Annotated in this window: 19 protein-coding genes; 10 read left to right on the top strand and 9 right to left on the bottom strand. The window is 68.8% G+C overall.

Annotation, left to right across the window (positions count from 1 at the left end; all coding sequences use genetic code 11):
* Positions 1-26 precede the first annotated feature (26 nt).
* Positions 27-815 (bottom strand): type IV pili methyl-accepting chemotaxis transducer N-terminal domain-containing protein, encoded by a 789-nt coding sequence (locus AC07SQ_RS06315; protein ID WP_495270400.1) that lies wholly within the window; start codon positions 813-815, stop codon positions 27-29.
* Between the two features lie 13 nt (positions 816-828).
* Entirely contained in the window at positions 829-3,261 is a 2,433-nt protein-coding gene (gene nirB / locus AC07SQ_RS06310; protein WP_495270401.1) for a nitrite reductase large subunit NirB, read from the bottom strand.
* Positions 3,262-3,325: 64 nt separating this feature from the next.
* Here nirB and AC07SQ_RS06305 point away from each other — a divergent pair, with 64 nt between their 5' ends.
* Positions 3,326-5,044, top strand: coding sequence for a bifunctional protein-serine/threonine kinase/phosphatase (locus tag AC07SQ_RS06305; protein WP_307638594.1), 1,719 nt, complete (start codon positions 3,326-3,328; stop codon positions 5,042-5,044).
* 20 nt (positions 5,045-5,064) lie between these two features.
* Here the strand turns inward: AC07SQ_RS06305 and AC07SQ_RS06300 are convergent, their stop codons facing one another.
* A complete protein-coding gene (locus tag AC07SQ_RS06300) occupies positions 5,065-6,330 on the bottom strand; it encodes an MFS transporter (protein WP_062475477.1) in 1,266 nt (421 codons plus the stop codon).
* A gap of 260 nt (positions 6,331-6,590) precedes the next feature.
* On the opposite strand from AC07SQ_RS06300, the gene AC07SQ_RS06295 reads away from it, so the two are divergent.
* Positions 6,591-7,874: an ANTAR domain-containing protein gene (locus AC07SQ_RS06295; protein WP_495270402.1), complete on the top strand. Its 1,284-nt coding sequence runs from the start codon at positions 6,591-6,593 to the stop codon at positions 7,872-7,874.
* Positions 7,875-7,899: 25 nt separating this feature from the next.
* Here the strand turns inward: AC07SQ_RS06295 and AC07SQ_RS06290 are convergent, their stop codons facing one another.
* The 4 genes from AC07SQ_RS06290 to AC07SQ_RS06275 all read right to left on the bottom strand — a co-directional run bounded on the left by AC07SQ_RS06290 (position 7,900) and on the right by AC07SQ_RS06275 (position 12,476).
* Positions 7,900-8,709 carry an ABC transporter ATP-binding protein gene (locus AC07SQ_RS06290; RefSeq protein WP_070063125.1) on the bottom strand — a complete coding sequence of 270 codons (810 nt, stop codon included), beginning with the start codon at positions 8,707-8,709 and terminating at the stop codon, positions 7,900-7,902.
* A complete protein-coding gene (ntrB, locus tag AC07SQ_RS06285) occupies positions 8,706-9,629 on the bottom strand; it encodes a nitrate ABC transporter permease (RefSeq protein WP_492742444.1) in 924 nt (307 codons plus the stop codon). Before ntrB ends, AC07SQ_RS06290 begins: the two co-directional genes overlap by 4 nt.
* A gap of 13 nt (positions 9,630-9,642) precedes the next feature.
* Positions 9,643-10,890, bottom strand: coding sequence for a CmpA/NrtA family ABC transporter substrate-binding protein (locus AC07SQ_RS06280; protein ID WP_062475451.1), 1,248 nt, complete (start codon positions 10,888-10,890; stop codon positions 9,643-9,645).
* 320 nt (positions 10,891-11,210) lie between these two features.
* Positions 11,211-12,476: a nitrate- and nitrite sensing domain-containing protein gene (locus AC07SQ_RS06275; protein ID WP_495270403.1), complete on the bottom strand. Its 1,266-nt coding sequence runs from the start codon at positions 12,474-12,476 to the stop codon at positions 11,211-11,213.
* 100 nt (positions 12,477-12,576) lie between these two features.
* Between AC07SQ_RS06275 and tsaD the strand changes: the two genes are divergently transcribed.
* Positions 12,577-13,638, top strand: a complete 1,062-nt coding sequence (gene tsaD / locus AC07SQ_RS06270; RefSeq protein WP_095949088.1) for a tRNA (adenosine(37)-N6)-threonylcarbamoyltransferase complex transferase subunit TsaD — start codon at positions 12,577-12,579, stop codon at positions 13,636-13,638.
* On the opposite strand, the gene AC07SQ_RS06265 is transcribed toward tsaD, so the two are convergent.
* Together AC07SQ_RS06265 and AC07SQ_RS06260 are read right to left on the bottom strand one after the other, a co-directional pair.
* Positions 13,574-14,332 carry an alpha/beta hydrolase gene (locus AC07SQ_RS06265; RefSeq protein WP_495270404.1) on the bottom strand — a complete coding sequence of 253 codons (759 nt, stop codon included), beginning with the start codon at positions 14,330-14,332 and terminating at the stop codon, positions 13,574-13,576. The genes tsaD and AC07SQ_RS06265 overlap by 65 nt on opposite strands.
* 190 nt (positions 14,333-14,522) lie before the next feature.
* On the bottom strand, positions 14,523-14,891 hold the full coding sequence (locus tag AC07SQ_RS06260; RefSeq protein WP_159276089.1) for an Hsp20/alpha crystallin family protein: 369 nt from the start codon (positions 14,889-14,891) through the stop codon (positions 14,523-14,525).
* A 127-nt stretch (positions 14,892-15,018) separates the two neighbouring features.
* On the opposite strand from AC07SQ_RS06260, the gene AC07SQ_RS06255 reads away from it, so the two are divergent.
* The 7 genes from AC07SQ_RS06255 to AC07SQ_RS06225 all read left to right on the top strand — a co-directional run bounded on the left by AC07SQ_RS06255 (position 15,019) and on the right by AC07SQ_RS06225 (position 23,294).
* The gene (locus AC07SQ_RS06255; RefSeq protein ID WP_095949085.1) at positions 15,019-16,302 is read left to right on the top strand and encodes a branched-chain amino acid ABC transporter substrate-binding protein; all 1,284 of its coding nucleotides are present in this window, start codon (positions 15,019-15,021) and stop codon (positions 16,300-16,302) included.
* Positions 16,303-16,307: 5 nt separating this feature from the next.
* Positions 16,308-17,501 carry a pyridoxal phosphate-dependent aminotransferase gene (locus AC07SQ_RS06250; protein ID WP_495270405.1) on the top strand — a complete coding sequence of 398 codons (1,194 nt, stop codon included), beginning with the start codon at positions 16,308-16,310 and terminating at the stop codon, positions 17,499-17,501.
* Positions 17,502-17,512: 11 nt separating this feature from the next.
* The gene (locus AC07SQ_RS06245) at positions 17,513-18,307 is read left to right on the top strand and encodes an AraC family transcriptional regulator (RefSeq protein WP_495270406.1); all 795 of its coding nucleotides are present in this window, start codon (positions 17,513-17,515) and stop codon (positions 18,305-18,307) included.
* 83 nt (positions 18,308-18,390) lie between these two features.
* Positions 18,391-19,401: a DMT family transporter gene (locus AC07SQ_RS06240; RefSeq protein ID WP_495270407.1), complete on the top strand. Its 1,011-nt coding sequence runs from the start codon at positions 18,391-18,393 to the stop codon at positions 19,399-19,401.
* A complete protein-coding gene (gene rpsO, locus AC07SQ_RS06235) occupies positions 19,398-19,664 on the top strand; it encodes a 30S ribosomal protein S15 (RefSeq protein WP_056579564.1) in 267 nt (88 codons plus the stop codon). Before AC07SQ_RS06240 ends, rpsO begins: the two co-directional genes overlap by 4 nt.
* Positions 19,665-19,868: 204 nt before the next feature.
* Positions 19,869-22,205, top strand: coding sequence for a polyribonucleotide nucleotidyltransferase (gene pnp / locus AC07SQ_RS06230; RefSeq protein ID WP_307635449.1), 2,337 nt, complete (start codon positions 19,869-19,871; stop codon positions 22,203-22,205).
* Between the two features lie 90 nt (positions 22,206-22,295).
* The gene (locus AC07SQ_RS06225; RefSeq protein WP_159276094.1) at positions 22,296-23,294 is read left to right on the top strand and encodes an NAD(P)H-quinone oxidoreductase; all 999 of its coding nucleotides are present in this window, start codon (positions 22,296-22,298) and stop codon (positions 23,292-23,294) included.
* The last annotated feature ends 2 nt before the right edge of the window (positions 23,295-23,296 follow it).

Here is a 23,296-nt window from a genome sequence, read left to right as displayed (position 1 = left end):
TCTCTTGTCTTGGGGGCGGGCGCGGGTCAGGTCTTGATCTCGGCGTACAGGCCGGTCACGCGGTCCATGATCGTGAGCAGGTTCTCGCTGCTCACGAACACGTCGGACATCAGCGCGGGCGAGGCGCCCGCACCGTCCAGGCGCTGCAGGCCGCGGTTGAAGAACATCCATTGCGCATCGGCCAGCACCAACTCCTGGCGGATCTGTGCGGTGGCCTCGGGCGCGTTGCGCAGCAGCTCGAGCGCGGCCAGGAATTCGGTGCGCGCCTTGGCGATTTCGGCGGTGCTGCCGGCCGGGTCGATCTGCATCGCCGCGGCCAGGTAGCACTTGGCCATGCGCTGCGACAGCATGCGCTGGCGTCCCGCGATGTTGACCAGCCGCCCGACCGGCTTGCCCGAGGCCGCCTCGTACTGCGCCGTGCCCTGGTGGGCCAGCGCGAGCACGGCGGCGTCGAGCGCCACCACCCGCGCGGCGGCCTCCCGGCCGGGCGCCGCATCGGCCAGTTCGGTGCGGAAGGCGCGCCAGGCGCCGTCCAGGCCGTCGTAGGTGGCGCGCAGCGTTGGCGTCGGGGCGAAGGCCTTGAGCTCGCCGAGCTGGCGTTCGAACAGCGCCACCGAGCGGTCGAGCACCTGCTGCGCGCTGCGCGGCTCCACCTTCTGCACCAGCGCCAGGTAGGCCTTGCTCGCGCGCTGCGACAGCATCCGCTGGCGGCCGGCCTTGTTGATGGCGTCGTTGAGGTCGGCCACCTGCGCGCGGGCGCCCACCGGGGCGAGTGCGGCGAGGGCGGAAGAAGCAATGAAGAGTCGTCGTTTCAAGCGGTCGCTCCGATCACACGCTCAGCGGCGCAAACTGCCGCACGTCCACCGACGCTTGCGCCGACTCGAACCACGGGTCGGGCTCGCCGTCGAGCGCGAACTGCAGCCGCTCCCACAGCGCTTTGCGGCCCTCGGCGTCTTCGAGGATCTTCTTCTTCACGTAGTCCAGCCCGACGCGGCCGATGTAGTGCACCGTGCGCTCCAGGTACCAGCCTTCCTCGCGGTACAGCTGCAGGAAGGCGCCGGCGTGTTCCATCACTTCCTCGGCGGTCTTCACCTTCACGAGGAACTGCGCCACCTCGGTCTTGATGCCGCCGTTGCCGCCCACGTACAGCTCCCAGCCCGAGTCGACGCCGATCACGCCCACGTCCTTGATGCCGGCCTCGGCGCAGTTGCGCGGGCAGCCCGACACGGCCAGCTTGACCTTGTGCGGCGAGTACATGGCCCACAGCGCGCGCTCCAGGTCCTTGCCCATCTGCGTGGAGTCCTGCGTGCCGAAGCGGCACCACTCGCTGCCCACGCAGGTCTTCACCGTGCGCAGCGACTTCGCATAGGCAAAGCCCGAGGGCATGCCGATGTCCTTCCACACGCCTTCCAGGTCTTCCTTCTTCACGCCCAGCAGGTCGATGCGCTGGCCGCCCGTGACCTTGACGGTCGGGATCTTGTACTTGTCGGCCGCGTCGGCAATGCGGCGCAGTTCGTCGGGCGTGGTGTGGCCGCCCCACATGCGCGGAATGACGGAGTAGGTGCCGTCCTTCTGGATGTTGGCGTGGCTGCGCTCGTTGATGAAGCGGCTCTGCGGATCGTCCTTCGCTTCTTTCGGCCAGGTGCTGATGAGGTAGTAGTTGACGGCCGGGCGGCAGGTGGCGCAGCCGTTGGGCGTGCGCCAGCCCATGCCGCGGTAGACCGCGTCGTGCGTGAGCCAGTGCTCCTTGCGGATCGCGTCGCGCACGTCCTGGTGGCTCATGTCGGTGCAGCCGCAGATCGCCTTCTTCTTCGGCGTGGCCGAGTAGTCGCCGCCCGCGGTGAACATCAGGATCTGCTCGACCAGCCCGGTGCACGAGCCGCAGCTGGCGCTGGCCTTGGTGTGCTTCTTCACCTCGTCGAGCGTGAACAGGCCCTTCTCCTTGATGGCCTTGCAGATGGTGCCCTTGTTCACGCCGTTGCAGCCGCACACCTCGGCGTCGTCGGGCATGCTCGCGGCCTTGCTGTGGCCCTCGTGACCGGTGTCGCCGATGTTCGATTCGCCGAACATCAGCTTGTCGCGGATGTCGTGCACGCTGCGGCCGTCGCGCAGCAGCTTGAAGTACCAGCTGCCGTCCACCGTGTCGCCGTACAGGCAGGCGCCGATGAGTTTGTCGTCCTTGAGCACCAGCTTCTTGTAGACGCCGCCGAAGGGGTCGCTCATGACGATCTCTTCGGTGCCTTCGCCGCCCATGAACTCGCCGGCGCTGAACAGGTCGATGCCCGTGACCTTGAGCTTGGTGGAGGTGAGCGAGCCGAGGTAGCGGCCGATGCCGAACTGCGCCAGGTGGTTGGCCGCCACCTTGGCCTGCTCGAACAGCGGCGCCACCAGCCCGTAGGCGATGCCGCGGTGCGCCGCGCATTCGCCCACCGAGTAGATGCGCGCATCGGTCACCGTCTGCATCGTGTCGGTGACGACGATGCCGCGGTTGCAGTGCAGGCGCATCTTCTCGGCCAGCTCGACGTTGGGGCGGATGCCCACGGCCATCACGACGAGGTCGGCCGCGACCTCGGTGCCGTCCTTGAAGCGGATCGCCTTCACGCGGCCATCGTCGCCACCGACGAGGTCCTGCGTCTGCGCGCCCATGAGGAATTTCAGGCCGCGGTCTTCGAGCGACTTCTGCAGCAGCTTGCCCGCCACGTCGTCGAGCTGGCGCTCCATGAGCCAGGGCATCACGTGCACCACCGTCACGGTCATGCCGCGCAGCATCAGGCCGTTGGCCGCTTCGAGGCCGAGCAGGCCACCGCCGATGACCACGGCGTTCTTGTGCGTGCGCGCGGTCTCGATCATGTAGTCGGTGTCGGCGATGTCGCGGTAGGCGATCACGCCCTTCAGGTCCTTGCCGGGCACGGGTAGCATGAAGGGGTTGGAGCCGGTGCACATCAGCAGGCGGTCGTAGGGCGCTTCGGTGCCATCTTCGGCGCGCACGACGCGGTTCACGCGGTCGACCTCGACCACCTTCTTGCCGGCGTGCAGCGTGATGTGGTTGTCCGAGTACCACTCCCAGCTGTTGAGCACGATCTCGTCCACCGTCTGCTCGCCCGCGAGCACGGGCGACAGCAGGATGCGGTTGTAGTTCGGGTGCGGCTCGGCGCCGAAGACGGTGATGTCGTACAGGTCGGGCGCGATCTTCAGCAGCTCTTCGAGCGTGCGCACGCCGGCCATGCCGTTGCCGACCATCACGAGTTTCATTTTCTTCATGGGGCGGGACCTTTCAGGGAAATCAACCGAACGACGGCCCGCGGCGCGCGGTCAGAATCGCGCCATGAGCTTTGAAGTGGACATCGGCTACAGCAGCCAGCGCGGGCCGCGCGACGCGAACGAGGACTTCGCCGGCACGGTGCATGCGCCGGCCGGCGACGAGGCACGCGGGCTCATCGCGGCCATTGCCGACGGCGTCTCGAGCGGCGGACGCGGCCGCGAAGCGGCGCAGACCACGGTGATGGGTTTGCTGGCCGACTACTTCGCCACGCCCGCGACCTGGGAGCCGACCGCCGCGCTCGACCGCCTGATCGGCGCGCAGAACGGCTGGCTGGCCGACCACAACCGCCGGCGTCAGGGCAAGCAGGAGGGCGCCGGCACGGCGCTCACCACGCTCACCGCGCTGGTGCTGCACGGCCAGAGCTACACGCTGGCCCATGTGGGCGACACGCGCGCCTGGCGCGTGCGCGCCGACGGCGAACCCGCGCAGCTGCTCACGCAGGACCACGCCTTCGACCATCCCGACATGCGCAGCCGGCTCACGCGCGCCATCGGCCTGGACGACCAGGTGCGCGTCGACTACCTGCAGGGCGACGTGCGCGTGGGCGACTGCTTCGTGCTCAGCACCGACGGCGTGCACGGCGTGCTCAAGCCGCAGCAGGTGGCCGCGCTCGCGCTGCAGGGCGACGCCGAGGCCGCGAGCGAGGCGCTGGTGCAGGCCGCGCTCGACGCTGGCACGCGCGACAACGCGACCGCGCTGGTGATCCGCGTGGTGGGGCTCGACGCGCGCCAGCTCGACGACGAACTGGGCGACGGCCGACGCCTGGCGCCGCCGCCGTGGCTCAAGGTGGGCGACGTGCTCGACGGCTACGTCGTCACCGGCCTGGTGGCCGACACCGGCGTGCACCTGCTGTATCAGGCACGCCATCCGGTCACGCGCGAACTGGTCGCGCTCAAGACCCTGCACCCCTCGCGCGCCGGTGACCCGCAGGAGCGCGCGATGCTGGCGCACGAGGCCTGGCTGGGGCAGCGCGTGGGGCAGGGCGGTGGCTTCGTGCGCGTGCACGAGCGCGCGCCGGACGCCAGCGCGCTGTACATCGTGTTCGACTGGCACGGCGGGCGCACGCTCGAGCAGATGCGCAAGGACGGCACGCGCGGCACCGTGGCCGAGGTGGTCGCAGCGGCCATCGAGGTGAGCCGCGCACTCGGGCGGCTGCACCGCCACGGCGTGGTCCACCGCGACATCAAGCCCGGCAACCTGCACCGGGGCGACGACGGGCACTGGCGCATCCTCGACCTGGGCGTGGCGATCTCGGGCCGCGAAGGCGCGGCGCAGCGCGAGCTGCATGCGGGCACGCCGAGCTATATCAACCCCGAGCAGTGGGAGGAAGGCGGCGTGGCCGATGCGGGCAGCGACCTGTTCGCGCTCGGGGCCACGCTCTACCAGTGGCTCGGCGGGCACCTGCCCTACGGCGAGATCGAGCCCTACCAGGTGGCGCGCTACCGGCGCGATCCGGTCGCACTCTCGCGCCTGCGGCCCGACGTGCCCGTGTGGCTCGACCACCTCGTGCGCAAGGCCGTGGCCCGCGATCCGCGCGAACGCTTCGAGACCGCCGAGGAGATGCTGCTCGCGCTGGAGCGCGGCGCCTCGCGCCCCGTGAACGCGCCCGCCGCCACGCCGCTGATCCGCCGCGATCCGCTCGCGCTGTACCAGCTCGCGCTCGGCGTGTCCGTGCTGTTCAACGTGCTGCTCATCGTGTGGCTGCTTTTCCTGCCACGTTGAGCGGGGGCGGGCGAAGAGGCTCATGAACGGGCGGCCTTGCGAACGGGCGAGGGCTTGGCAACCGCAGGGGCCGGCGTGACGCGCGCGCGTCCGCCTTTTTCGGCCCAGGTGCGCGTCCAGCGGATCTGCATCACGCGCATCACGCCCAGCATCGCCAGCGACAGCGCACCGAAGAACACGAAGCCCCAGGCATAGCTGCCCAGGTACTGCTTCGACAGGCCCATGGCGTTGGGCACCAGGCCGCCGCCGAGGGCGCCGATCTCGCCGATCATCGAGCCGGCCACCGCCGTGCTCGTGGGCCAGCGCAGCGGCACCAGCTGGAACAGCGCGCCGTTGCCCGCGCCCAGCGCGGCGAAGCAGACGATGAGCAGCAGCGTGGTGAGCGCCAGCGAGCCCGACGAGAAGCCCACCAGCACGAGGCCCACGGCCACCACCAGCAGCACCACCGTGAGCGTGTTCACGCCGCCCCAGCGGTCGGACAGCCAGCCGCCCACGATGCGCACCGCCGCGCCCATGAAGGCCGCGAGCATCGTCAGCTGGCCTGCCTGCACCTTGCTCACGCCGAACTGGTCGTAGTAGTACGAGGGCAGGAAGGTCGTGAGGCCGATGAAGCCGCCGAAGGTCACGCCGTAGATCAGGCTGAAGACCCAGCCGTCTTTCTCGAACAGGCAGGCGATGTGGGCGCGGAAGCTGCCGTGCGGGTCCACGTCCGGCGGCTCCTTGGCGAAGAACACCATCACGACCATCGGGATGAGGATGGCGACGGCGGCCACGCCGTACACCGCCTGCCAGCCCAGCCAGTTGGCCAGCGGCGGCGCCACCAGCACCGACACGGCCGTGCCCACGTTGCCCGCGCCCACCAGGCCCATCGCCAAGCCCTTGTGCTGCGGCGGGAACCAGCCCGAGCCCAGCGACAGCGCCACGCCGAAGCTCGCGCCGGCGATGCCCAGCAGCACGCCCATGGCGAGCAGGTCGTTGAAGCTCTTCACGAAGAAGAAGCCGAACAGCATCGCCACGGCGATCAGGCCCATCTCGACCAGCGTGGCCTTCTTGCGGCCGATGTACTGCGACAGCAGGCCCAGCGGAAAGCGCATGAGCGCGCCCGCGATGATCGGCACCGACAGCATCAGGCCCTTCTGCGCGGGCGAGAGGTTGAAGGTCTCGCCGATGAAGGGCGCCATGGCGCCGTTGAGCACCCAGATGCAGCAGGAGAACGAGAAGTACAGGAAGGCCGCGAACAGGGTCGGACTGTGGCCTGACTGCAAGAAATTCCTGAAACCGGACATGGTGTTCAAAGGTGCAAAAAGCCGCGGCGCGACCGGGCAGCGGTCGTGTCGACGGACAGGGGTGGAGTCGGGAGGCCGGCGGCGAATGCCGTCGGCATGGGGGTGAGCCCGGCCTGAGGATGGCCGGGTTGGATGCAGGAACCTGCAGCCTCACCAAAGCGGTGCTTCGTTACACCGTGCCCCCTTCGATGCAAGAGGCGTGCCTGCGAATGCAGGCTGGCGTGGCCTATGCTTCCCGGGCCTTGCCACACCTTGCCGCCATGTCCCTTCTCGTCGTCCTTTCCCCTGAGCCCGCTGAAGGCGAGCCCTTGCCGGCGTCGCTGCAGCAGTCGATCGATGCCGCGGGCGTCGCGGTGCTCGGGCGCGCGGACTGCCACACGCTGGTGCAGCGCACGCAGGCGCTCGCACCGTCGATGGTCCTGGTGCATCTGGATGAAACAGAGCCGCAGCTCGACGCGCTGCTCGAAGCACTGGCTGCCTGGGGCGGCGCACCGCCGTGCGCCCTGGGCGTGATGAGCGCGCCGCTGGACGGCGCGCAGCACGCGGCGCTCGTGGCCGCGGGCGCGCACGGGTGGGTACCCATCGAGAGCGCCGATGCGCTCGCTGCACTGATCGCGCAGGCGCAGGCCCGCTGGACGCGCGAGGCCGCGCTGCGCACCGAGCTCGACGCCTTGCGCACGCGCATGGACGAGCGCAAGTGGGTCGATCGCGCCAAGGGCCTGCTGATGTCCGCGCGCGGCATCGGCGAAGACGAGGCCTTCGGCCTGCTGCGCGGCGCCGCGATGCACGCCAACCTGCGGCTGGGCGAGGTGTCGCGCTCGGTCATCGAGGCCGCTCAGTGGGCCGAGGCGATCAACCGCGCGGGCCAGCTGCGCATGCTCTCGCAGCGGCTGGTGCGCGTGGCGGCGCAGCTCGCGGCCGGCATCGACGCGCAGCGTGCGCGCGTGCTGCGCACGCAGTCGACCGAGCGGGTGCAGCAGACGCTGGATCATCTGACGGCCCTCGAGCTGGGGCCGGCCGGCGTGCAGGCGCTCGGCGAGGTGCAGGCCGCGTGGCTCGCGCTGGCCGCGCTGCTGGTTGCCAAGCCCGCGTCGCAAGGGCTGGCTGCGATCGATGCGCGCGGCGAGGCCTTGCTGGCGGCGGCCGAGGCGCTGACGGACGCGCTGGAGGCCTCGGGTGCGCGGCGCGCACTGCGCATCGTCAACATCTGCGGACGCCAGCGCATGCGCGCGCAGCGCCTCGCCAAGGACGCCTTGCTGGCCTCGACACTCGCGGCCGGTGCCTCGCGCGAGCGGCTGCTGCCGACCATGAACGAATTCGAAGCCGCGCTGCTGGAGCTGGAGCGCGCGCCGCTCAGCTCGCCCGAGATCCGTGCCGGACTGGCGAGCGCGCGCGACGAGTGGCTGCGCCTCGTCGGTGGCGTGCAGGCGCTCGACAGTGCCGAGGGGCGCGCCACGCTGGTGCGTTCCAGCGAGGCGCTCGTGGACACCTTCGAGCGCCTCACGGGGTGGTACGAGCACAGCCTGCAGGTCATCATGTCTTGATGCCCGTCGTGCTGCGCCTGCCGGGTCAGGCCGCGGCCTTCTCCACATGCGCCTGGCGCGTGTAGAGAAAATCGATCACCGCCTTGCGCGCATGCACATAGGCCGGGTCTTCAGCCAGCGCCACGCGGTTGCGCGGGCGGGCGATGTCCACTGCCAGCACGTCGCCGATGGTGGCGGCCGGGCCGTTGGTGAGCATCACGATGCGGTCGCTCAGCAGCACGGCTTCGTCGACGTCGTGCGTGACCATGACGACCGTGCTGCGTGTCTTCTGCACGATGGCGAGCAGCTCGTCCTGCAGCTTGGCGCGGGTGAGGGCGTCGAGCGCACCGAAGGGCTCGTCCATCAGCAGCACCTTGGGCTCCATCGACAGCGCCCGCGCGATGCCCACGCGCTGCTTCATGCCGCCCGAGATTTCACCGGGGCGCTTCTGCGCGGCGGGCGTGAGGCCCACCAGCGCAAGCGCCGCGTCAGTGCGTTCGCGCAGCTGCGCCTTGTTCTCGGTGGCCGCGAACACGCGCTCGACCGCGAGGTACACGTTCTCGAAGCAGGTGAGCCAGGGCAGCAGCGAGTGGTTCTGGAACACCACGGCGCGCTCGGGCCCCGGGCCCTTGATTTCCTTGTTGGCGCACAGCAGCACGCCCTGCGTGGGCGTGGTCAGCCCGGCGATCAGGTTCAGTAGCGTCGACTTGCCGCAGCCCGAGTGGCCGATGAGCGTGACGAACTCGCCCTTGGCCACGTTCAGGTTCACGTCGCGCAGCGCGACGAAGCGGCCCTTGGGCGTCTTGAACGCCTGTTCGACGTTGTGGATCTCGATGTACTTCGAATCGTCGTTCATGACTTCACCTCTTCGAACGTGAATGCGGTGGCGAGCTTGATGAGCGCGAACTCCAGCACCAGGCCGACGATGCCGATCACGAAGATCGCGATGATGATGTTGGCGACGTTGAGGTTGTTCCACTCGTCCCACACCCAGAAGCCGATGCCGACGCCGCCCGTGAGCATCTCGGCCGCGACGATCACCAGCCACGCGGTGCCCACGGCCAAGCGCACGCCCGTGAGCATGTAGGGCAGCACGGCGGGAAAGAGGATCTTGGTGAGGATCTTCCATTCGCTGAGGTTGAGCACCTTGGCCACGTTCATGTAGTCGCTGGGCACGCGCTGCACGCCCACGGCGGTGTTGATGACCATCGGCCAGATCGAGCAGATGAAGATGGTCCAGATCGCGGCCGGGTTGGCGCCCTTGAACACCAGCAGGCCGATGGGCAGCCACGCGAGCGGCGACACCGGGCGCAGCAGGCTGATGAGCGGGTTGAACATGCGCGAGAGGAACTCGAAGCGCCCGATCGCGAAGCCGGCCGGGATGCCGACCGCTGCCGCCAGTCCGAAGCCCAGCGCCACGCGCTGCAGCGACGAGAGCACGTTCCAGCCCACGCCCTGGTCGTTCGGCCCCTTGCTGTAGAACGGGTCGCTGAACACCGTGAGCGCCTGCTGCCAGGTGGCCAGCGGCGAGGGGAAGCCGGTGGTGCTTTTCATGGCCACGATCTCCCACACCAGCACCAGCAGGCCGAAGCCCAGGAACGGCGGGAGCACGCGCATCCAGAAGGCGCGCAGGTCCAGGGGCGTGCGGGTGCGGGGCACGGGTGCCGCCGCAGCAGCGGCCGCAGCGGGGGCGGGTGCCAGGGGCCTGGACACCACGGGCGCGGCGACCTGCGAGGCCACGGCGTCGAGCGGGGAATGGAAGACAGCGCTGACCATGGTGCGTTTCTCCTCAGACATGGAGCTTGAAAGACTCGGCGTACTTCTTCGGGTCCTTGCCGTCCCAGACGGTGCCGTCGAAGAGCTTGCTGGTGCGCAGCACGTCCTTGGGCACGGGCGTCTGCGTGGCGGCGGCGGCCTGCTTGTAGATGTCGATGCGGTTGATCTCGGTGGCCACCTTCAGGTAGTCGGGGTGCTCCTTCAGCAGGCCCCAGCGCTTGTGCTGCGTGAGGAACCACATGCCGTCCGAGAGGTACGGGAAGTTCACCGCGCCGCCGTTGTAGAACTTCATGTGGTTGGGGTCGTCCCAGCTCTTGCCCAGGCCGTTGGTGTAGCGGCCCAGGATGCGCTGGTTGATGGCGTCCACGCTGGTGTTGACGTAGCTCTTGTCAGCAATGGTTTCGGCCATCTTGTTCTTGTTCTGCAGGCCGGTGTCGATCCACTTGCCGGCCTCGAGGATCGCGGCCGTGACGGCGCGCGCGGTGTTCGGGTACTTCTTCGTGAACTCCGCGGTGCAGCCCAGCACCTTCTCGGGGTGGTCCTTCCAGATGTCCTGCGTCGTGATGCCCGTGAAGCCGATGCCGTCCATGATCGCGCGCTGGCCCCAGGGCTCGCCCACGCAGTAGCCGTCCATGTTGCCCACACGCATGTTGGCCACCATCTGCGGGGGCGGCACGGTGATGTTCTTCACGTCCTTGAACGGATCGATGCCGGCCGAGGCGAGCCAGTAGTAGAGCCACATGGCGTGGGTGCCGGTGGGGAAGGTGTGGGCGAAGGTGTATTCGCCCTTTTCCTTGGCGATGAGCTTGGCGAGCGAAGCCGCGTCGACCGCGCCCTTGTCGGCCAGCTTCTTCGACAGCGTGATGGCCTGGCCGTTGTTGTTCAGGGTCATGAGCACGGCCATGTCCTTCTTCGGGCCGCTCACGCCAAGGTGCATGCCGTACACGAGGCCGTAGAGCACGTGCGCCATGTCGAGATCGCCGTTCACGAGCTTGTCGCGCACGCCGGCCCAGCTGGCTTCCTTGCTGGGCACGATCTTCACGCCGTACTTCTTGTCGATGCCCAGCACCGAGGCCATCACCACGCTGGCGCAGTCGGTCAGCGGGATGAAGCCGATCTTCACCTCTTCCTTCTCGGGCTTGTCCGAGCCCTGGGCCCAGACGGCGGCGCGCAGCGCGGGGTCGATGCCCACGGCGCCGAGGGCGGCGGCCTGCAGCACGCGGCGCCGGCTCAGTTTGGTTTTCAGCAGCAGATCGGACATGGACGGGGCTCCAGAAGTGAAAGACAAAAACGAAAAGGCGTCCGCACCGCGCAGGGGCTGCTCGTGAACGAGCCCTTGCGGGATGGGGACGCCTTTGTCCGGTTCGGTGGGCCGCACCCGCCGTTGGGTGCAACCTGCCTTTGAGACCTTGCGGTCCCGTGCCAAGGACTACGCAAGCGACGTGCCAGCTTGAACCTGCCGTTGGGAGCTATGGAAAAGATAGCTGGCAGGGCGCGCCGGTGCAGGAAAAAGTTCCTGCTGGCTCGCTAACCCGGGCGACGCACAACTGTTGTGCGCTGCACCAATCCAAGCGGCCCGGGTCAGCGCCGCGGTGCAGGTTCGAGCGGCAGGTAGTCGGCCATGGCCAGCATCGACTCGGCCACGTCGACGAGGCGGCGCTTCTGGTTCATGGCGGTCTGGCGCAGCATCTTGTGCGCCTCGGCCTCGCTCAGGCGCCGGTGCGCCATCAGCAGGCCCTTGGCGCGCTCGACGATCTTGCGTTCGTTGAGCGAGGCGCGCACGGTGTCGAGTTCGTCGCTCATGGCCTGCAGGCGCTGCGACTGCTCCTGGACCATGTCGAGCACCGAGCGTTCGAGGTGGCGCCCGAGCTGCGCCGGCGTGGCGTCCTGCGCCTGCTGGGCATCGTCGAAGAACAGCGCGCCGCCGGCCTGCGGGGCCAGTGTGCCGAGCAGTTGCCGGTACGCGGCCAGCTCGCTGCGGGCCTGGGCGGTCTTGTGGTCGCACAGCGCGCGCAGGTCGGCCGAGAGGCGGTTCTCGACCGTCTGCATGGCGTCGATGCGCCGCGTGCAGCAGTCGAACCAGGCCTGGCTCAGCAGCGCGTCGGCCGGCACCGAGGTGGCGCCCTTGCGGCGCAGGCGCTCGAGCTCGGCCAGCACGGCGTCCGACTGGATGTCGTGCCACAGCGTGCGCACCGCGTCGCCCGAGAAGTCGATGAACACCTGGAAGCAGCGCTCCTGCGACTCGATGAGGTGGCGCCACTGCTGGCGCTGCGCGTCGTCGCCCCGGCCCAGCGCGAGCGCGGCGGCGCCGAAGGCACGCTCCTGGCCGGCGAACTCCTTGCCCTGCATGAAGTTGAACATCGCCACCAGCAGGCGCGAGATCTCGGGGTCGGTGGCGCCGTCGGCCGCCTCGAACACCACCGCCAGCAGGCCGGCCACCAGCTTGGCGAAGGCGGCCACGGCCTGCGCGGGCTGGAGTTCGAGCGCGTCGATGCGCCGGCGCAGCGCGGGCAGGGCGTCCAGGCCGGGCAGCACCCAGGCGATGCGGCTGAACAGGCGCGCGCCGTGGCCGGCGCCCACCGCGCGGTGGTGCTCGGCCTCGAGCCGGTCGAAGCCGGCGCGCACCTGCTGCTCGAGCGCCAGGCATTCGGCGATCTGCGGCGCGCGCTGGTCGGCAAAGCGCCCGCCGTGCGAGGCCAGGAACACGTTCGACATGCCGCGCTCGCGCTGCAGCGCATGCACGAGCCGCCCGATGGCGCCGACCAGCTCGCTGGTGCGCGCGAGCTGGTCCAGCGCGTCGATCTCGCATCGGCGCGCGGCGATCAGGAAGCTCAGGCCGGAAGTCATTCGTGGGGGCGCGGAAGGGGTGCCTTCCGCTCGTGCAACTTCCGTGCCTCGCTTGCCCCTTCGCGGGCGCCGCCGGCGGGCGACCCCTACACTCGGCGCCATGCTCTTGTTGGGAATCGAATCATCCTGCGACGAGACCGGCGTGGCGCTGGTCGAGTCGCACGGCGACGCGCTGCCGCTGCTGCGTTCGCACGCGCTGCACAGCCAGATCGCCATGCACCAGGCCTACGGCGGCGTGGTGCCCGAGCTGGCCAGCCGCGACCACATCCGCCGCGTGCTGCCGCTCACCGAAGCCGTCATGGCCGAGGCCGGGCGCTCGCTGGCCGAGATCGACGTGGTGGCCTACACGCGCGGGCCCGGCCTGGCCGGCGCGCTGCTCGTGGGCGCCGGCGTGGCCTGCGCGCTCGGCGTGGCGCTGGGCAAGCCGGTGCTGGGGGTGCATCACCTTGAAGGCCATCTGCTGTCGCCGTTCCTGAGCGCCGACCCGCCCGAATTTCCGTTCGTGGCGCTGCTGGTGTCGGGCGGCCACACGCAGCTGATGCGGGTCGACGGCGTGGGCCGCTACGAACTGCTCGGCGAAACCATCGACGACGCGGCTGGCGAGGCCTTCGACAAGAGCGCCAAGCTCATGGGCCTGCCGTACCCCGGCGGCCCCTGGCTCGCGAAGCTGGCCGAAGACGGCGACGCCGCGGCCTTCAAGCTGCCGCGCCCGCTGCTGCACAGCGGTGACCTCGATTTTTCGTTTGCCGGCCTGAAGACGGCCGTGCTCACGCAGGCCAAGAAGCTCGGCGACCAGCTCGAGGCGCGCAAGGCCGACCTGGCCGCCTCCACGCAGGCGGCGATCGTCGAGGTGCTGCTGAAGAAGTCGCTCGCGGCGCTGGACCAGACCGGCCTGAAGCGGCTGGTGGTGGCCGGCGGCGTGGGGGCCAACAAGAACCTGCGCGAGCAACTGAACGCGGCCTGCGCCAAGCGCAAGGTGCGCGTGCACTACCCCGAGCTGCATCTGTGCACCGACAACGGCGCCATGATCGCCATGGCCGCCGCGATGCGTCTGCAATCAGGCCTGTCGCAGGCCTCGGAGCGCTACGCTTTCGACGTCAAGCCGCGATGGCCGATGGCATCGCTGATGACGCCCGAGACGCCGCTGCCGGAAACCGCATAGCCGGCTGCTGCCGTGCGCGCCCCAGCGAGGGCAGCGGCAGCACGTCGAGCACGTTGCGCCAGAGCTGGCGCCACTCGGGCCAGTCGTGGCCGCCTTCGGTCGTGAACACGCGCCCCGGCGGCAGGGCGTCGGCCAGCAGCTTGTGGTTGCTGGCAAAGCGGTCGGCCAGGCCGAAACCCAGGTACAGCGGCGGCAGGTCCTGGGAAGGCTTCGGCGCCAGGTACTGCTGGAAGAAGGGCCAGAGCTTGCGGTCGGGTTCCTCGTCGGGCTGCGGCCCGGTGGGGGCCTGCCAGGCGCGCAGGCCGCCGGCCTTCTTGATCTCGGCGCCGAGCACGCGGCGCCCGAGGTAGGGCGCCAGCGCCACGATGCCATCCACCGAGCCCGGGCGCGCCAGTTCGTGGATCAGCGCGCCGAATCCGCCGATGGAAATGCCGACCAGCCAGATCGAGGTGTAGCCCTTGGCCCGCTGCGGCTCGATGACGTCGGCATGCAGCCGCTCGCTGAGGGTCTGGTCGTAGTAGTAGGAGACGTCCGCATCGACCAGCAGTGCGTCGGCTGCGAGGTGTCGCTCGCGCACGGCGCTGATGAAACCCTCGCGCTCGAACTCTTCGGGCTTGAGGTAGGCCCCTGGCAGGAAGATCAGGAGCGTGTCGGACCGTTCGTTGTCATTGGCTGACTGCAGGTGCGTTTTCATGGTGCCTTGAGGCACACCCGCTGTCCGCACCGCCCGGGAACTCGATGCGTTTACGAGATGCCCACGAAGAAGAAAGTACTAATAAATCGTCACATCATGTGACGTTATCCGGCACTATTGTGAATACGGCGCTTGTTTAAAGTCAAAACAAGCTGTCACTAACATTTTCTTCGTGGGGGCATCGCCGGGACTAGTTGATCTGCAAGTTCGAAACCTGGCTTGCCGGCACCAGCTTGCCCAGCTTCAGGGTCAGCACGCCGTTCTCCAGCTTGGCTTCGCTGGTGGCCAGGTCGATGGCTTGCGGCAGCTCGTAGGCGAGCTTGATCTGGCGCTTGGCTTCGGCCTTGCTTTCGATGCGGACCACGGCGCCTTCGATGGCCACCGACAGGTCTTCACGCGACAGGCCGGGCACGTCCAGCGACAGGGTCCAGCTCTTGTCGTCCTGCTCGACCAGAGGGGAGCGGCGGGCGCCGGCAAAAGCCTCGTTCACGAAGCGCTCGAAAGCGCGGTCGTGGGCACGGGGAGCGAAATGCGCGCGGTGGGTGGGGGTGAAGAACATGGCGAAAACTCCTGGGTGAATGAACACAATGGGGACATGGAATGTGTGTCCCTTACACTGCGCGGCCTTTCCATCGTGAGTGCCGCTTGACACCTCATCTAGGCGCATCGGCACGCGTTTCAAGACAATGAAAACCCCCTTTATTTGGCGCCGCCAGGCCTTGAAATTCGCAGCGGCGGCGCTATGCGCGACCCCGTTCGCCGGCCTGGCCCAGGCCCCGCAACCCGCCCCCATCCGGCTGGCGCTCATCGAGAGCATGAGCGGCCCGTTTGCCAACACCGGCGAGGCCGTGTTCCGCAACCTGCAGTGGGCCGTGGAGCGTGTGAACGCGCGCGGCGGCGTGAAGCTGCCCGGCGGCGCACGGCCGCTGCAACTGGACCGCTACGACAGCAAGGGCCAGAACGAAGAGGCGCTGTCGGCGCTGCGCGCGGCCATGGACGACGGCACCCGCATCGTGCTGCAGGGCAACTCGTCGGTGACGGCCGCGGCGCTGATCGACGCCATCGACAAGAACAACGAGCGCGACCCCTCGCGCCGCGCGATCTTCCTGAACTATTCGGCCGTCGATCCGGTGCTGACCAACGAGCGCTGCAGCTTCTGGCACTTCCGCTTCGACGCCCACGCCGACATGCGCGTGGCCGCGCTGATGGACGTGGTCAAGGACGACGCGGCGCTCAAGCGCGTCTACCTGATCGGCCAGGACTACAGCTTCGGCCAGGCCGTGCTGCGCGAGTCGCGCCGCCAGCTGGGCGTGCAGCGCCCCGACGTGGAGATCGTCGGCGACGAGCTGCACCCGATGGGCAAGGTGAAGGACTTCGCGCCCTACGCCACCAAGATCCTCGCCAGCGGCGCGCAGGCGGTGGTCACCGGCAACTGGGGCAACGACCTCACGCTGCTCGTGAAGGCCGCGCGCGAAGCCGGCTTCAACGGCAGCTTCTACACCTTCTACGGCAATGCGTTGGGCGCACCGGCCGCCATCGGCGACGCGGGCATCGGCCGCGTGGTCGCCGTGGCCGACTGGCTGCCGAACGTGCAGACGCCACAGTCCGAGGCCTTCTACCGGGCCTTTCGCACGCGCTTTCCGCGCCCGGCCGACGACTACGTGCACATGCGCATGCAGCTTCTGGTCGAGTCGCTCGCGCAGGCGCTGGAACGCGCGGGCAGCACCGAGGCCGTGCCGCTGGCGCGCGCGCTGGAGCAGGCCGACGTGAGCCTGTACGGCCAGCGCGGGCGCATGCGCGCGGCCGACCACCAGTTCCAGCAGCCGCTGGTGGTGGGCGTGATGGACAAGCAGGGCAAGCCCGGCGTGCAGTTCGACGTCGAGGGCTCGGGCTACGGCTTCCGCGTGATCAAGACGATCGCGCCCGAACGCGCCGAGCAGCCCACCTCTTGCAAGATGAAGCGCCCCTGAGGTGCATGATCCCGACAGCACAGGAACCCCCAGACATGCGTGAAGCCATCCACCACCTCGAAGCCTCGAAGATCCGCGAAGTCGCCAATGCCGGCATGGGCCGCGACGACGTGCTCGCCTTCTGGTTCGGCGAGAGCGACGAGGTCACTCCCGAGGTGATCCGCCAGGCGGCCATCGAGTCGCTGCAGCGCGGCGAAACCTTCTACGCGCACAACCTCGGCCTGCCCGAGCTGCGCGAAGCCATCGCGCGCTACACCAGCCGCCTGCACCCGACGGTCGACGCCTCGCGCATCGCCGTCACCTCGGGCGGCGTGAGTGCGCTGATGCTCGCGGTGCAGGCGCTGGTCGACGCGGGCGACGACGTGGTCGCGGTCACGCCCGTGTGGCCCAACCTCACGGCGCAGCCGGCGATCATGGGCGCGCACGTGCGCACCGTGCCGCTGGTGCCGGTGAACGGCCAGTGGACGCTCGACCTGCCCGCGTTGCGCGCGGCGGTCACGCCCAAGACGAAGCTGCTGATCGTCAATGCGCCGAACAACCCCACGGGCTGGACGATGACGCGCGACGAGCAGCGGGCCGTGCTCGACCATTGCCGCGAAACCGGCACCTGGATCCTGGCCGATGAGGTGTACGAGCGCCTGTACTTCGAGCCCACGCCGAACGGTTGTGCGCCGAGCTTCCTCGACATCTCGACGCCCGATGACCGCCTCGTCGTCACGCACAGCTTCTCGAAGAGCTTCCTCATGACCGGCTGGCGCCTCGGCTGGCTGGTGCTGCCGCCGGCGATGGTCGACGGCATCGGCAAGCTGATCGAGTTCAACACCTCGTGCGCCAGTGTGTTCACGCAGCGCGCCGCCATCGCGGCGCTGGAGCACACGGCCGACATCACGCCGCGCGTGGTCGCGCACCTGAAGCAGTGCCGCGACACGCTGGTGCCGCTGCTGGCGGCCGTGCCGGGCGTGCAGGTGGTGCCGGCCAAGGGCGGCATGTATGCCTTCTTCCGGCTCGAAGGTTTTGGCGATTCGCTCGAACTCGCCAAGCGCCTCGTTGCCGAAGCCGGCCTGGGGCTCGCGCCGGGCAACGCCTTCGCGCCCGAGGCGCAGGGCTGGCTGCGCTGGTGCTTCGCGTCGAAAGACCCGCAGCGGCTGGTCCAGGGCGTCGAGCGGCTGCGCGGCTGGCTGGCCAAGCAGGCGCGCTGAGGTTTTCCGGCATGGCATCGAGGTCCGCGCCTGTCGATGCCGTGCGCATCCGCGGCTCGGCGCTGCCGGGGCTGCAGGCGATCGCGGCCGAATCGAGTCGCAGCTTTCCGCGCCACATGCACGACGTGTTTGGCATCGGCGTGATGGACCGCGGCGGGCAGCGCTCGGCCAGCGGGCGCGGCGCGGTCGAGGCGGTGCGCGGCGATGTCATCACGGTGAATCCGGGCGAGGTGCACGACGGTGTCGCGATGCGCGGCGAAGCGCGGGCCTGGCGCATGCTGCACCTGGCGCCCACGCTGCTGTCGGACGGGGTGCCGACGGGGTTCGAGCTGACGCGGCCGGTGCTGAGCGATCCGGCGCTGCGGCAGGGCTTCGACCGGTTGTTCGCGGCCGTCGTCGAAGGCGACGACGCGCTGGCGCTGGAGCAGGGCGTGCTGCAACTGCTGCGCGATGCACCCGGCGCGCGGGCTCCGGAGGCGCCGAAGCGCGTGGCGCCGGCAGCGATGGAGCGCGCACGTGCGCGCATCGCCGACGACTGCATCCATGCGCCCACGCTCGCCGAACTGGCGCGCGAAGCGGGCCTGAGCCGCTACCAGCTGCTGCGCGGCTTCGCGGCCGCCTTCGGGCTGCCGCCGCATGCCTGGCTGCAGCAATGCCGGCTGTCGCGCGCCCGCCGGCTGATCGCGCAGGGCAGGGCGCTGGCCGATGCCGCGGCCGGCGCGGGCTTCTCTGACCAGAGCCACATGACGCGGGCCTTCGTGCGCTTCCTGGGCTTCACGCCCGGGGCGTACGCGGCGGCGCGCTAGCTCGATTCCTGCAATTTCGTTCAAGACCGCCGCGCCCCTGGCAGGAGACGCTCGCGCTTTCTGCAAAACGGAAGGCGATCAGCATGTCGGAACGAAGCAAGGGAATGTGGCTGTGCGCGCTCGCGATGGTCACGGTCGGCAGCACGGTGGTCGCGAGCAAGCTCATCGCCAGCGGCCTGCCGCCGTTCACGGCGACCGCGCTGCGCTTTGCGCTGGCGCTGCCCGTGTTCGTGGCGCTGATGGGGTTCATGCGCGGGCGCTGGCCGCGCCCTGATCGTCACGACGCCGTGCTGCTGCTGTGCCAGGCGGCGGCGGGCAGCGTCGGCTACACGGTGCTGCTGATCCTGGGCGTGCGCTGGGCGCCGGCCGCCGATGCGGGCGTGGTGACCGGCACGCTGCCGGCCATGGCCGCGCTGGTGGCTGTGCTGGCGCTGCGCGAGCGGCCGGGGCGTTACCTGGTGGGCGGGATCGTGCTCGCGAGCCTGGGTGTGCTGGCGATCACGCTGCGTCCGGGCGACGGAGGTGGCGAGCGCACGTCGACCGCGCTGCTCGGCAACCTGCTGGTGCTGGGGGCGGTGGCGCTCGAGTCGCTGTTCATCCTGCTCAACAAGCGGCTGCGCGTGCCGCTGGCGCCGCTCGTGCAATCGACCGCGATGGTCGCGCTGGGGCTGCTGCTGTCCGTGATCCCCGCGCTGCTGGAGCGCGCCTGGCTTCAGCCGGTGCCCGCCGAGGCGTTGGCCGGGGTGGCCTATTACGCGCTGGTGCCGACGGTGGCCGGCTTCCTGCTCTGGTACGCGGGTGCCGCCCGGCTGCGGGGCGCCGAGGCGGCGCTGTTCACGGCACTGATGCCGGTGTCGGCGCTGGTCCTGGCGGCGTGGTGGCTGGGGGAGGCCGTGGGGTGGGCCCAGATCGCCGGCGCCGCCTGCGTGCTGGGGGCCGTGGGGCTGGTTTCGCTTGACGGAAGGCGGCGGGAAGGAGCGGTCAAGCCGGCCGATGTATACTCCCAAAGCTTTGCATGCCGCAAGGCGCACGGTGAGGGCAGTTCCAGTGCTCACCGCAAGTCAAACATCCCGGAACAAGGAAATTCAACATGATCGCAGCCTCCATCAAGGCCGAAGTTGTCAAGGACAACGCCCGTGCAGCCAACGACACCGGCAGCCCCGAAGTGCAAGTTGCACTGCTGACCGCCCGTATCAACGAGCTGACCCCCCACTTCAAGACGCACGCCAAGGACCACCACGGTCGTCGCGGCCTGTTGCGCATGGTCAGCCGCCGTCGCAAGCTGCTCGACTACCTCAAGTCCAAGGACGCCGAGCGTTACACCGCGCTGATCGCCAAGCTGGGTCTGCGCAAGTAATTCGAATCGCATGAAAAAACGCCTGGGTTAGTCCGCTAGCTCAGGCGTTTTTTACTTCGCGATCCACTTTCGGAGTGCCCAACAGAGCGAAGCTGTGTCATTCCAATGAAGTTCGTCCCGAGCTTCGCTGGAATGGCATCGTGTTCTGAGCAGCCTCCGCCCCTTGCGAATCCTGTGTGATTCGCTATCAAAATAGGAGCAATAATGAGCCTCTTCAACAAAATCACCAAGTCCTTCCAATGGGGCGACAAGACCGTCGTCATGGAAACCGGTGAAATCGCCCGCCAGGCGACCGGCGCCGTGCTGGTCGACATCGACGGCACCGTGATCCTGGCGACCGTGGTCGCCTCCAAGACCGCCAAGCCCGGTCAAGATTTCTTCCCGCTGACCGTCGACTACATCGAGAAGACCTACGCCGCCGGCAAGATTCCCGGCAGCTTCTTCAAGCGCGAAGCCAAGCCCAGCGAACACGAAACCCTGACCAGCCGCCTGATCGACCGTCCGATCCGCCCGCTGTTCCCCGAAGGTTTCCTGAACGAAGTGCACGTGGTGATTCACACCGTGTCGCTGAATCCTGAAGTCGACGCCGACATCGCCGCCATGATCGGCGTGAGCGCCGCGCTGTCGATCTCCGGCATCCCTTTCAGCGGCCCGATCGGTGCCGCCCGCGTGGGCTACATCAACGGCCAGTACGTGCTGAATCCGGGCCCCACGGCCCGCAAGGATTCGCAGATGGACCTCGTCGTCGCCGGCACGCAAGCCGCCGTGCTGATGGTCGAATCCGAAGCCCAGCAACTCAGCGAAGAAATCATGCTGGGCGGCGTGGTGTTCGGCCACGAGCAAGCCAACATCGCGATCAACGCGATCCACGACCTCGTGCGTGACGCCGGCAAGCCGGAATGGCTCAAGGAAGGCACCTGGGTGCCTGAAGCCAAGGATGAAGACTTCATCGCCAAGATCAACGGCCTGGCCGAAGAAAAGCTGCGCGCCGTCTACCAGATCCGCAGCAAGCAGGCCCGCACGCAAGCCCTGCGCGAAGCCAATGCCAGCGTCTTCACGGCCCTGAAGGCCGAAGGCGCCGAGTTCGACGCCGGCAAGGTCAGCGACCTGCTGTTCGCGATCGAATCGCGCATCGTGCGCGGCCAGATCCTGCAAGGCGAGCCGCGCATCGACGGCCGCGACACGCGCACCGTGCGCCCCATCGAAATCCGCAACTCCGTGCTGCCCCGCACCCACGGCTCGGCGCTGTTCACGCGCGGTGAGACGCAAGGCCTGGTCGTCACCACGCTCGGCACCGAGCGCGACGCGCAGCGCATCGACGCGCTGGCCGGCGAGTACGAAGACCGCTTCCTGTTCCACTACAACATGCCTCCCTTTGCCACCGGTGAAGTGGGTCGCATGGGCTCCACCAAGCGCCGCGAAGTGGGCCACGGCCGTCTGGCCAAGCGCGCGCTCGTCGCCGTGCTGCCGACCAAGGAAGAATTCCCGTACACCATCCGCGTGGTGTCGGAAATCACCGAGTCGAACGGCTCCTCGTCGATGGCTTCGGTCTGCGGCGGCTGCCTCTCGATGATGGACGCCGGCGTGCCCATGAAGGCGCACGTGGCCGGTATCGCCATGGGCCTGATCAAGGAAGACAACCGCTTCGCGGTGCTGACCGACATCCTGGGCGACGAAGATCACCTGGGCGACATGGACTTCAAGGTGGCCGGCACGACCAACGGCATCACCGCGCTGCAGATGGACATCAAGATCCAGGGCATCACCAAGGAAATCATGCAGGTCGCACTGGCACAGGCCAAGGAAGCGCGCATGCACATCCTGGGCAAGATGCAGGAAGCGATGGGCGAAGCCAAGGCCGACGTGTCGCAGTTCGCGCCGCGCCTGACCACGCTGAAGATCAACCCCGAGAAGATCCGCGACGTGATCGGCAAGGGCGGCGCGGTCATCCGTGGCCTGCAGGAAGAAACCGGCACGACGATCAACATCGACGAAGACGGCACCATCACCATCGCCTCGACCGATCCGGAAAAGGCCGAATTCGCCAAGAAGCGCATCGAGCAGATCACCGCCGAAGTCGAAATCGGCAAGGTCTACGAAGGCCCGATCACCAAGATCCTGGACTTCGGCGCGCTGGTCAACCTGCTGCCCGGCAAGGACGGCCTGCTGCACATCAGCCAGATCGCGCACGAGCGCGTCGAGAAGGTGACCGACTATCTGAGCGAAGGCCAGATCGTGAAGGTCAAGGTTCTCGAGACCGACGAAAAGGGACGCGTCAAGCTGTCCATGAAGGCCCTGACCGAGCGTCCGGCCGGCATGGAATACAGCGAGCGCCCGCCGCGCGAAGACCGTGGTGATCGCGGCGACCGTGGTGGCGACCGCCGCGAGCGTTCGGACCGTGGCGACCGCGGTGACCGCGGCGGCGATCGTGGCGAGCGCGCACCGCGCTTCAACGACCAGCAGCAGCAACCCCGCGGCGAGCAGCAACAGCAGCCCGCCGGCGAGTCGCAGCAGCAAGCGCCGCGCGAACCGCAGGAGTAAGCAGTGAGGCGCGACGGCCTGTGCCGTCGCCTCTCGCGTGGACAGTGGTGATGCCCGCCCCGTGCGGGCATCCGAGCCTCGGAGACCCCCATGAAAGCCATTGAGATCACTTCGTACGGCGCCCCCGAGGTGCTGCGCGTCGCTGCGCGTCCCGACCCGGTGGCGGGCGAGGGTGAGCTGCTGATCCGCGTGGCGGCCAGCGGCGTGAATCGCCCGGACGTGCTGCAGCGGATGGGGCACTACCCCGTGCCGCCCGGCGCCTCCGACCTGCCGGGCCTCGAGGTGGCCGGCGAGATCGTGTCGGGTGACGCCAAGGCGCTGGCCGATGCGGGCTTCCAGGTCGGCGACCGCGTGTGCGCGCTGGTGGCTGGTGGCGGCTATGCCGAGCTGTGCGTGGCGCCCGTGGCGCAATGCCTGCCGGTGCCCAAGGGCTGGAGCGATGTCGAGGCGGCTTCGCTGCCCGAGACCTTCTTCACCGTCTGGAGCAACGTGTTCGAGCGCGGCCGCCTGCAGAAGGGCGAGACCCTGCTGATCCAGGGCGGCTCGAGCGGCATCGGCGTCACGGCGATCCAGATCGCCAAGGCGCTCGGTGCGACCGTGATCGTCACGGCCGGCAGCGACGACAAATGCGAAGCCTGCCTGAAGCTCGGTGCCGACCACGCCATCAACTACCGCACGAGCGATTTCGTCGAAGTGGCGAAGCAGCTCACGGGCGGCAAGGGTGTGGACGTGGTGCTCGACATGGTGGCGGGCGACTACGTGGCGCGCGAGGTCGAGTGCCTGGCCGAAGACGGCCGGCTGGTGATCATTGCGGTGCAGGGTGGTGTGAAGAGCGAGATCAACGCGGGCCTCGTGCTGCGTCGGCGGCTCACGATCACTGGCTCGACGCTGCGTCCGCGGCCGGTGGCGTTCAAGGGCGCCATCGCCAAGGCGCTGCGCGAGAAGGTCTGGCCGCTGCTCGAAAGCGGCGCGGTCAAGCCCGTGATCCACAGCACCTATGCGGCAGCAGGTGAGCCCAGCGGCGCGGCCCAGGCTCACACCCTGATGGAATCGAACCAGCACATCGGCAAGATCGTGCTGACTTGGTGAGA

The sequence above is a fragment of the Variovorax sp. GW821-FHT06D12 genome, assembly GCF_059419205.1.
This window is presented reverse-complemented; position numbering and strand designations above follow the sequence as displayed.